General features: G+C 60.7%; 9 protein-coding genes. 8 read left to right on the top strand and 1 reads right to left on the bottom strand.

Features of this window, described 5'->3' with window-relative positions; genetic code table 11:
- Nucleotides 1-4 precede the first annotated feature (4 nt).
- The gene (locus tag VL202_RS20000; protein WP_325465834.1) at nt 5-1,042 is read right to left on the bottom strand and encodes a LacI family transcriptional regulator; all 1,038 of its coding nucleotides are present in this window, start codon (nt 1,040-1,042) and stop codon (nt 5-7) included.
- Nucleotides 1,043-1,537: 495 nt separating this feature from the next.
- Between VL202_RS20000 and VL202_RS20005 the strand changes: the two genes are divergently transcribed.
- The 8 genes from VL202_RS20005 to VL202_RS20040 form a co-directional block, all read left to right on the top strand.
- Nucleotides 1,538-2,773, top strand: a complete 1,236-nt coding sequence (locus VL202_RS20005; protein WP_325465835.1) for an ABC transporter substrate-binding protein — start codon at nt 1,538-1,540, stop codon at nt 2,771-2,773.
- Between the two features lie 223 nt (nt 2,774-2,996).
- Nucleotides 2,997-3,902, top strand: coding sequence for a sugar ABC transporter permease (locus VL202_RS20010; protein WP_325465836.1), 906 nt, complete (start codon nt 2,997-2,999; stop codon nt 3,900-3,902).
- Nucleotides 3,895-4,821, top strand: coding sequence for a carbohydrate ABC transporter permease (locus VL202_RS20015; protein WP_325465837.1), 927 nt, complete (start codon nt 3,895-3,897; stop codon nt 4,819-4,821). Before VL202_RS20010 ends, VL202_RS20015 begins: the two co-directional genes overlap by 8 nt.
- A 6-nt stretch (nt 4,822-4,827) precedes the next feature.
- Nucleotides 4,828-5,916: an ABC transporter ATP-binding protein gene (locus VL202_RS20020; protein WP_325465838.1), complete on the top strand. Its 1,089-nt coding sequence runs from the start codon at nt 4,828-4,830 to the stop codon at nt 5,914-5,916.
- Nucleotides 5,917-6,103: 187 nt separating this feature from the next.
- A complete protein-coding gene (locus VL202_RS20025; protein WP_325465839.1) occupies nt 6,104-8,572 on the top strand; it encodes a glycoside hydrolase family 2 protein in 2,469 nt (822 codons plus the stop codon).
- 8 nt (nt 8,573-8,580) lie between these two features.
- Complete coding sequence (locus VL202_RS20030; protein ID WP_325465840.1) at nt 8,581-9,270, top strand: D-lyxose/D-mannose family sugar isomerase; 690 nt, start codon at nt 8,581-8,583, stop codon at nt 9,268-9,270.
- A 22-nt stretch (nt 9,271-9,292) separates the two neighbouring features.
- Entirely contained in the window at nt 9,293-10,054 is a 762-nt protein-coding gene (locus tag VL202_RS20035) for a sugar phosphate isomerase/epimerase (RefSeq protein WP_325465841.1), read from the top strand.
- Nucleotides 10,055-10,069: 15 nt separating this feature from the next.
- Nucleotides 10,070-11,057: Gfo/Idh/MocA family oxidoreductase (locus VL202_RS20040; protein ID WP_325465842.1), on the top strand; the 988-nt coding region annotated here is incomplete at its 3' end.

Raw genomic sequence — 11,057 nt, forward strand, 5'->3', positions numbered from 1 at the left:
TCCGTCAGGTTTCGTCGGGTGGGTAACTCAAAGTCTGCAATTCGTTTGCCGGTTGCCCATCGATCCGGGCGATGACAGCCTTAGCCAATTCGCGTCCGGCCAGCCTGAAATTTTCCCGCACCGAGATCACTTCCGGTCTCAGCCAGCGAATGATGTCGTTCGACTGTTTCGAGACCATATCGACATCGCGTCCAAGCTGCAGGCCAGCGGCCTCGATCCCGGCAACCAGCGCCACGGCGCCGCCGCCGCTTCCCGAGATGACGCCATCAGGCGCGCCCGGTGCGCGCATCGCCGCCTCACAGGCAACACGAATTTCATCGAGGCTGTTGTCGAGGTCCACGGTGTTGAACGGGACGGGCGTCGCCCCGAAATCACGCAAACCCCGCTCGAATCCGGTGCGCATGTGCATATGATAGGTCAGGCCCGCCGGCGGGTGAAGCAGCATGATCCGCCGTCTTCCGCGCTCCACCAGCATTTGCACGGCGTCATACGCGAACCGCTCATTGTCGAAGTCATGAAACGGATGGGCGAGACCCATGTCCGTGCGGCCGTGCGTCCCGAAAGGAAAGTTCCGCTCCATCATCAGCGCGACGCGCGGGTCCTTCGGCTCCGTTCGCGAGATGATCACGCCGTCGGCCGCGCCCGTTTCCAGCACATAGCGTACCGGATCGAGCGGATCGCTTCGCATGCTGTAGGGCGTGATGACGAGGTGATACTGCGTGGCAGCCAGGATTTCCGAAATGCCGACCACCATGGGGCTCGTCAGGCCGATGAACTCTTCCTCGAGACTGAGGATCAGGCTGATGACATTCGTCTTGCCCGTGCGCAGCCTGACGCCGGCGCGGTTCGGATGGTAACCAACCTGGGCTGCGACAAGTCGCACGCGCTTCTTGGTCTCGGCCCCGATGTCGGGGGCGTTCTTCAGGGCTCTGGAGACTGTCGTGATGCCGAGGCCGGTCATGAAGGCAATCGTCTTCAAGGTCGGACGTTCGTTTGCTGAGGTCGGCGCAGTCGCCTGCCTGTTTTTGGTCTTCTCGTCCATTCCCCCGCCCACCGTTTTCCATGTTCAGGCAGTCTTGTCCCAAGGACAGCGCTACCTGCAGCCAGACCCTTCGGGTCTTTCAGCGCCTTATATACGAAATGTGACAGAGGGGCACCCTTTGCCCATCCTCTCCCTTTGCGGAAAATCTGTAACGATACAGTAGGCTTGTCGAGAGTTTTTTTAGTGTCTTCGGGTGCGTCTCTCGGCCGGGTTGAATCATGCGTTGCACGACAAGGTTAGTGCGTCTGCGAAATGGTCTCGCCACCGAAAAGCATTCCAATCCGTCATTTTCTGACGAAATATCAGCATTTGAAGCGTTTTCTTGAGGTTATTGCTCTGCGGCATGGCGCGGTTTCCGGCTGGCGGGTAAACAGAGAAATGCATCTTTCGATTGTATTAAATATTTTTTCAGGAATTGTGCGTTGTGGCTGTTGCGTCTGTAAATCGATTGAACTAAGTTTTTCCGGTAACGTTACAGTGAGGGAGGAAAAACTCATGAAACTGCGTTTGTTGGCTGCTGCTCTGGCGGCAACTGTGGTGCTTCCGCTCGGCGTGGCTAACGCGACCGATCTCGAAGTCACCCATTGGTGGACGTCGGGTGGCGAGGCTGCGGCCGTGGCCGAGCTTGCCAAGGCATTCGATGCGACCGGGAACAAGTGGGTCGATGGCGCTATCGCCGGTTCCGGTGGTACCGCCCGTCCGATCATGATCAGCCGTATCACCGGCGGCGACCCGATGGGTGCCACCCAGTTCAACCACGGTCGTCAGGCCGAGGAACTGGTGCAGGCCGGCCTGATGCGCGACCTGACGGATGTCGCCACGAAGGAAAAGTGGAAGGACATCATCAAGCCGTCGACCCTGCTCGACAGCTGCACGATCGACGGAAAGATTTATTGCGCCCCGGTCAACATCCACTCGTGGCAGTGGCTTTGGCTCTCGAACGCCGCCTTCGAAAAGGCAGGTGTCGCGGTTCCGAAGAACTGGGACGAATTCGTCGCTGCCGCTCCGGCGCTCGAGAAGGCCGGTATCGTTCCGCTCGCCGTCGGCGGTCAGCCTTGGCAGGCGGCCGGTGCGTTCGACGTTCTGATGGTCGCCATCGCCGGCAAGGACACCTTCTACAAGGTCTTCAAGGACAAGGACGAGGAAGCCGCTGCTGGTCCCGAGATCGCCAAGGTCTTCAAGGCTGCCGATGATGCGCGCAAGATGGCCAAGGGCAGCAATGTCCAGGACTGGAACCAGGCCACCAACCTGGTCATCACCGGCAAGGCCGGCGGCCAGATCATGGGCGACTGGGCACAGGGTGAATTCGCGCTCGCCAATCAGGTTGCCGGCAAGGATTACACCTGCCTTCCGGGCCTCGGCGTCAACGAAATCATCTCGACCGGCGGTGACGCCTTCTACTTCCCGCTGCTGAAGGATGAAGAAAAGTCCAAGGCCCAGGAAGTCCTGGCTTCGACGCTGCTCGCTCCGGCAACCCAGGTTGCCTTCAACCTGAAGAAGGGCTCGCTGCCGGTTCGTGGCGACGTCGACCTTGCGGCTGCCAACGATTGCATGAAGAAGGGCCTCGAAATCCTCGCCAAGGGCAACGTGATCGAAGGCACCGACCAGCTGCTCTCGGCCGACAGCCAGAAGCAGAAGGAAGACCTGTTCTCCGAATTCTTCGCCAATCCGTCGATCACGCCGGAAGACGCGCAGAAGCGTTTCGCCGAGATCATCGCATCTGCTGATTGATCGCAGGCTTTGCTGTCGCAGGCCGGCTCCGTGGATGCGGAGCCGGTCTTTTCCTCTCGGAGCCTGCCTTTAATGGGCTTGGCTGTGTGCAGGGCGACGGCGTTCCCGTCTCTCGCGAAGGCCGCCTGAAGATGGCTGGGGGAAGGGTAACCGAGGGGAGCGCGCGCTGTGCGTGCCAGCTTCCTGATTGCGAAAGCGCCTGTGAGACCGGAGGGCAATTACAATGGCGGGACAAGCGAAAGCGGGCCGACCAAATCAACTACTGCGCAATCTGAATGCAAAGATTGCGTCCATCCCGATGATCCTGACGGCCATGGTCATCTTCTTTGGCGGGACACTCTGGACGGTCCTCTATTCCTTCACCAATTCGAAGCTGCTGCCGCGGCTGAATTTCGTCGGTCTCGACCAGTACGAGCGCCTCTGGGACGCGCCGCGCTGGGTCATCTCGATCCAGAACCTGGCGATCTACGGCTTCTTTTCGCTGATCTTCAGCCTTGTCATCGGCTTCCTGCTGGCAGCCCTGATGGACCAGAAGATTCGCTTCGAGAACACGTTACGAACGATCTTTCTCTATCCGTTCGCTCTCTCCTTCATCGTGACCGGCCTCGTCTGGCAATGGATCCTGAACCCGGAATTCGGCGTTCAATCCGTGGTGCGTTCGCTCGGCTGGACGAGTTTCACCTTCGATCCGCTCTATACGCCGAGCATCGTCATCTACGGCATCCTCATCGCCGCCCTCTGGCAGGGCACCGGGCTCGTCATGTGCCTGATGCTGGCCGGCCTGCGCGGTATCGACGAGGATATCTGGAAGGCAGCCCGCGTCGACGGCATTCCGACCTGGAAGACCTATCTGCTGATCATCATCCCGATGATGCGGCCAGTCTTCATCACCACACTCGTCATCATCGCCTCCGGCATCGTCAAGGTTTACGACCTCGTCGTCGCCCAGACCAGCGGCGGACCTGGCATCGCGTCCGAAGTTCCGGCCAAATACGTCTACGACTACATGTTCCAGGCCCAGAACCTGGGGCAGGGCTTCGCCGCCTCGACCATGATGCTGATCACGGTCGCCATCATCATCGTGCCTTGGGCCTATCTGGAATTTGGGGGAGGGCGCAAGCGTGTCTGATATCGTCATTAACAATCCGGCCGGCGGCGCTGCCGCCATTGCAGGCCCGCAGGGCAAGAAACCTCGCCCGCTGCTTTCGCCGCGCAACATCATGATCTACGGCACGCTGTTCGTCGCCGCCGCCTATTATCTCCTGCCGCTCTACGTGATGGTCGTCACCTCGCTGAAGGGCATGCCGGAAATCCGCCTCGGCAACATCTTTTCGCCGCCGATGGAAATCACCTTCGAACCGTGGGTGAAGGCGTGGTCCACGGCCTGCACGGGCCTGAATTGCGACGGTCTTTCACGCGGCTTCTGGAACTCGGTGCGGATCACCGTTCCTTCGGTGATCGTCTCGATCGCCATCGCCTCAGTCAACGGCTATGCGCTGGCCAATTGGCGGTTCAAGGGCGCGGAACTGTTCTTTTCCATCCTCGTCATCGGCGCCTTCATTCCCTATCAGGTGATGATCTACCCGATCGTCATCGTGCTGCGCGAAATGGGCATCTATGGCACGCTCACCGGCCTGATCCTCGTGCATAGCATCTTCGGCATGCCGATCCTGACGCTCTTGTTCCGCAATTACTTCGCCTCGCTGCCGGAGGAATTGTTCAAGGCGGCGCGCATCGACGGCGCTGGGTTCTGGGCGATCTATTTCCGCATCATGCTGCCCATGTCGCTGCCGATCTTCGTCGTGGCGATGATCCTGCAGGTCACCGGCATCTGGAACGACTTCCTCTTCGGCGTCGTGTTCACCCGGCCGGAATATTACCCGATGACCGTGCAGCTCAACAACATCGTCAATTCGGTGCAGGGCGTGAAGGAATACAATGTCAACATGGCGGCAACGATCCTCACCGGCGCTGTCCCGCTTATCGTCTATTTCGTCTCCGGACGTCTCTTCGTCCGCGGCATCGCCGCCGGTGCTGTGAAAGGCTGATCTCCAATGAATTCAAGTGTATCCATCAAGGACCTGTCTTTGAACTTCGGCGCGGTCCGTGTGCTCGAACATCTCGATCTGGAAATCAGCGATGGCGAGTTCCTGGTGCTTCTCGGTTCTTCCGGCTGCGGCAAGTCCACGCTCCTCAACTGCATCGCCGGCCTGCTCGATATTTCCGAAGGCCAGATCTTCATCAAGGGCAAGAACGTCACCTGGGAAGAACCCAAGGACCGTGGCATCGGCATGGTGTTCCAGTCCTACGCGCTCTATCCGCAGATGACGGTCGAGAAGAACCTCTCCTTCGGCCTCCAGGTCGCCAAGGTGCCGCAAGCGGAAATCGACAAGCGCGTGGCCCGCGCCGCCGAAATCCTGCAGATCCAGCCGCTGTTGAAGCGTAAGCCGTCGGAACTGTCCGGTGGACAGCGCCAGCGTGTGGCGATCGGGCGTGCGCTGGTGCGCGATGTCGATGTCTTCCTGTTCGATGAACCTCTCTCGAACCTCGATGCCAAGCTGCGCTCGGAACTGCGCGTCGAAATCAAGCGGCTGCACCAGTCGTTGAAGAACACGATGATCTACGTCACGCACGATCAGATCGAAGCGCTGACGCTGGCCGACCGCATCGCCGTCATGAAAAGCGGCGTGATCCAGCAGCTTGCCGACCCGATGACCATCTACAATTTCCCGGAAAACCTGTTCGTCGCCGGCTTTATCGGCTCGCCGTCGATGAATTTCTTCCGCGGCGAGATCAAGGACAAGGGCGGCCGTAGGGTTGTCGAAGTCAACGGCGTAGATTTCGGCCTCGAAGCCTATCCGGCCCGAGGACCGCTGGAGGCGGGCCGCAAGGTCGTGCTTGGCGTTCGCCCGGAACATGTGACGGTCGATGAGAGCGTGTCCGGCCGGGAGGTCCACGATGCTGTCGTCGATATCGAGGAGCCGATGGGCGCCGACAATCTCCTGTGGCTCAAGCATGCCGGCCAGACCATCTCGGTGCGTATCGCCGGTTCGAGGCGCTACGCACCGGGAACGGCGCTGAAGATCAGTTTCGACATGTCGATAGCCTCGGTCTTCGACGCCGCGACGGAAAACAGGATTTAGACGATATTGACATGAGCGCAGAGGGGCGCCCCCCTCTGTCCCTCCGGGACATCTCCCCCACAAGGGAGAGATTATCGTTGGCTCCTTGGTCATTGATGAAAAATAATCTCCCCCCTCGTGGGGGAGATGTCGGCGTCGCCGACAAGGGGTGAAAGCCCCGCATACGAACGTATATTGGGTATACCGCATGACCAATACCATCCAGAACAATGCCACTCTCGACCTCTCCGGCACCTGGCAGTTGACCTCGTCCGACGGCAGCCATGCAGTGGCCATCGCTATTCCCGGCGACGTGCACAGTGCGCTGCAGACGGCCGGCGTCATTGCCGATCCCTATGGCGGACGTGTTGAGGATGATGTCCAGTGGGTGGCGCACAAGGACTGGGTGCTGGAGCGGACGTTTCATCTCGACGAGGATGATGTGCCTGGTCACTGGTATCTCGATATCGAAAGCCTCGACACGATCGCCGACGTCTATGTCAACGATCTCCTGGTCCTGCAGGCCGACAATTGCTTCCGGCGGTATCGCCCCGATGTCGGTTCCGCTCTGAAGGCCGGTGAAAACAGGCTGCGCGTCGTCTTGCATTCCTCGATCGCGGCGGGCGCCGAACGGCAGGCGGCGCAGCCTTTCTACATTCCCTATTCGACCGGCAATTCGCCGATTGCCAATGGCAACATGCTGCGCAAGCCGCAATGCCATTTCGGCTGGGACTGGAACATCGCGCTCGCGCCGCTTGGCATCTACGGCACGATCGCGTTGAAGAAGCTCGCGGTTGCCCGCATCGAACATGTGGCGACGCGGCAGGTGCCGCAGGCAAACGGCGCGGTGGATCTGCAAGTGACCGTAACGCTGTTTGCCAAGGAACCCGGCATCAGCGGCATCGACTTCACGCTTGACGGCCAGCGCGAACATCTCGATTGCGCTGTCAACGCCGGCGAAACGCGCGTCACCCATGTCTTCACGGTCGATAGGCCGGCGCTCTGGTGGCCGGCTGGCAGCGGCGAGCAGGCGCTTTCCGAACTCACCGTCTCGCTTGCCGGCGACAGCGTCACGCGGCAGATCGGATTTCGCACGATCGAGCTTTTGACGGATCCGGACGAAGCAGGCAGCCGCTTCGCCTTCCGCGTCAACGGACGCGAAATCTTCTGCCGCGGCGCCAACTGGATCCCCGCCGATGCGCTGGTCTCGCGGGTGACGCCTGAGGGGGTCGAGGATCTCCTGCAGTCGGCGGTCGATGCCAACATGAACATGATCCGCATCTGGGGCGGCGGGTTTTATGAGCCCGACTGGTTCTACGACCTGTGCGACCGTCTCGGCCTGATGGTCTGGCAGGACTTCATGTTCGCCTGCAACCTCTATCCGTCGACGCCGGATTTCCTCGAAAACGTTGCCGCAGAGGTCGATTACCAGGTCAACCGCCTGTCGTCGCATCCGTCGATCGCGCTCTGGTGCGGCGATAACGAGCTTGTTGGGGCGCTCACCTGGTTCGAGGAGAGCCGTAGGGATCGTGATCGTTATCTGGTTTCCTACGATCGTCTCAACCGCGTCATCGAGACTGGCATCAAGGCGGCAGCCCCCGAAGCGATCTGGTGGCCGTCGAGCCCGTCCGTGGGGCCGCTCGATTTCGGCGATGCGTGGCATGCCGACGGTTCCGGCGACATGCACTACTGGTCCGTCTGGCATGAGAACAAATCATTCGACAACTATCGCACCGTGCAGCCGCGCTTCTGCTCGGAATTCGGCTTCCAGTCCTATACCTCGATGCCGATCGTCCGGCAGTTCGCCGAGCAGAAGGACCTGAACGTCGCATCGCCGGTGATGGAAGCGCACCAGAAGAACGCCGGCGGCAACGAACGCATCGCCGCGACGATGTTCCGGTATTTCCGTTTCCCCAAGGATTTTTCGAACTTCGTCTATCTCAGCCAGATCCAGCAGGGACTGGCGATCCGCACCGCCGTCGATTACTGGCGGTCGCTGAAGCCGCATTGCATGGGCACGCTCTACTGGCAGCTCAACGACACCTGGCCGGTCGCCTCCTGGGCGAGCCTCGATTACGGCGGCAACTGGAAGGCCATGCATTACATGGCGCGCCGGTTTTTCCAGCCGGTCGCGGTCGCCGCTGTCCCGTCCAGCGACGGCAAGACAATTTCCTTCTCGATGGTCAACGACACCGCCGAACCGGTGACCGTCGCGTTGCAGACCTTCCTTGTGTCGCTTTCGGGCGAGCGACAGCCATTGACGGCAGCCGCCGGAACCTGCAGCCCGGATCGCGCCGCGACGCTTCTGACCATCGCCGCCTCGGACATCCCCAAGGACACGCTTTTGTTCTGGTCCTTAGAGGCGTCGAACGGCATGCGCGGCGAGGGACATCATGTCGAGGGCACCTACAAGGCGCTCGACCTTCAGCCGTCGGGCCTTGCCATCTCAGTCGCTTCAGCTGGTGACGGGACCTATGACGTCACGGTCGCGGCGACGGGTCTGGCCCTGCATGTGATGATCGAGGCCGATATCGAGGGACGTTATTCCGACAATGCCTTCGATCTGACGGCGGGCGACAGCCGCACGATCCGCTTCACGCCAAAACGGCCACTGGCGGCAGGCCAGTGGCCTGTCTTCACCGGCTATGACCTGCAGTCCTGCCAGGGCAACGGGTAGGGGGCGTGATGCTGCGCAGCGAGGTCAATGCCATCATCGAGCGGAGCGATGCCTTCATGCGCCAGCATGGGTTCATCCTGCCGCCGTTCGCCTCTTGGTCGCCGGAGGAAATGAGATCGCGCGTCGCGTCCGATACGCCCTCTATCCGTGATGGCCGACTTGGCTGGGATATCACCGATTACGGCAAGGGGCGCTTTGGCGAACTGGGCCTGGTGCTGTTCACGCTGCGCAACGGCTCCGCCGCAGCACTCGCCCACGGACGCGGCATGCTCTATGCCGAAAAGCTGATGATCACGGCCAGGGACCAGATCAATCCGCTGCATCGTCACGCCATCAAGACCGAGGACATCATCAATCGCGCTGGCGGCATGCTGGTGCTGCAGATGTACAATTCGCTCGCCGATGGCTCGGTCGATGAAACCTCCGATGTCGTCGTCGCGACCGATGCCCGCCTGCGCACCCTGAAAGCCGGCGCTTTGCTGCGGCTGGCCCCCGGGGAAAGTGTCACGCTTCTGCCCGGCAACTGGCACGCCTTCTGGGCGGAGGGGGCGGATGTGCTGATGGGCGAGGTCTCGACCGTCAACGACGATCTCACGGACAATTATTTTCGCGAACCCGTCGGTCGCTTTTCCACCATCCGGGAAGATTCCCACCCCTCCCGTCTCCTGGTGTCGGATTACGACACCTGGTTCCCATAAAACTCCCAAGGAAGGATACACCATGCAGAACGTGAGCTTTCAGCTTTACAGCGCCCGCAATTTTCCGCCGCTTTCCGATGTCCTGAAGACGGTTGGCGCGGCTGGTTATACAGAAGTCGAGGGGTATGGCGCTCTCTATGCGTCGCTTGATGATGCGGCCCTTGCGGCGCTCAAGGACGACATGACGAAGAGCGGCGTCACCATGCCGACGGCCCATTTCGGCCTCGACCTGCTCGAATCCGACCCGGCCCGCGCGGTCCATATCGCCAAGACGCTCGGCATCAAGGCGATCTACTGCCCGCATATCGCAGCCGACCAGCGGCCGAGCGATGCGAGCGGCTGGAAAGCCTTCGGCGAGCGGCTGGAAAAAGCCGGCAAGCCGTTCTGGGACGCAGGTCTGGATTTCGGCTGGCACAACCATGACTTCGAGTTCGTGGCGCTGCCTGATGGTTCGATCCCGCAGGATCACATCTTCGCCGGCGGCCCGAACCTTAGCTGGGAAGCGGATATCGCCTGGGTCATCCGCGGCGGCGCCGATCCGTTCGCCTATATCGAGAAATACGGCAAGCGCCTGACCGCCGTTCACGTCAAGGATATCGCGCCGGCCGGTGAGAACACTGATCAGGACGGCTGGGCCGATGTCGGCCACGGCACGGTCGACTGGACGAAACTGTTCAAGGCACTTCGTTCGACGCCGGTGAAATATTACGTCGTCGAGCACGACAATCCCAAGGACTACAAGGTGACGGCCGAGCGCTCGATCGCTTCGATCAAGACCCACTGATAGAAAGAACCAGTCATGACACAGCAATCCACTGCGGGGGAACTCGGCGTCGGCATCATCGGATGCGGCAACATTTCCACCACCTATTTCAAGCTTGCACCGCTGTTCAAGGGCATCAAGATCGTCGCCTGCGCGGATATCAATCCGGCGGCCGCCGAAGTCCGTGCCTCCGAATATGGCGTCACAGCCCAGACCATCGAGGAACTACTTTCCAATCCCGAGGTCGATATCGTCGTCAACCTGACCATTCCGGACGCGCATTTCCCCGTTTCCAAGATGATCCTGGAAGCTGGAAAGCACGTCTATTCCGAAAAGCCGCTGGTCCTGTCGCTGGAGCAAGGCGAGCAGTTGCGCGGCATCGCGACGGCGAAGAGCCTCAAGGTCGGCTGCGCGCCGGACACGTTCCTCGGCGGTGCGCATCAGCTTGCCCGCAACTATATTGATGAAGGCCGGATCGGCCGCGTCACATCAGGCACCTGCCACGTGATGAGCCCGGGGATGGAAATGTGGCATCCGAACCCGGACTTCTTCTTCCTGCCCGGCGGTGGCCCGATCCTCGATCTAGGCCCATACTATATCGCCAACCTCGTCAACCTGATCGGTCCGGTCAAGCGCGTGGCGGCTCTGACCTCCATGGCCAACCCGACCCGTACGATCACCAGCGAGCCGCGCGTCGGCGAGGTCATTCCGGTCGAGACTCCGACCAACATCCACGCTCTGCTCGAATTCCAGAACGGCGCGACCATTACCCTGTCGGCCAGCTGGGACGTCTGGTCGCACAACCACGCAAATATGGAGCTCTACGGCACCGAAGGCTCGATCTTCGTGCCGGATCCGAATTTCTTCGGCGGCACGGTGTCGGCCAGCGGCCGCGACAAGGACGTCCAGCCGCTCGAGACCTGGGATCATCCGTTCTCGGTTCCCAACCAGGAGCACAAGCAGGGTCCGATGGCGAACTACCGGACGGCCGGTCTTGCCGATATGGCGATTGCGATCCTCGCAG

Origin of the sequence: Pararhizobium sp., assembly GCF_035497515.1 — a bacterium.
GTDB lineage: Bacteria > Pseudomonadota > Alphaproteobacteria > Rhizobiales > Rhizobiaceae > Pararhizobium.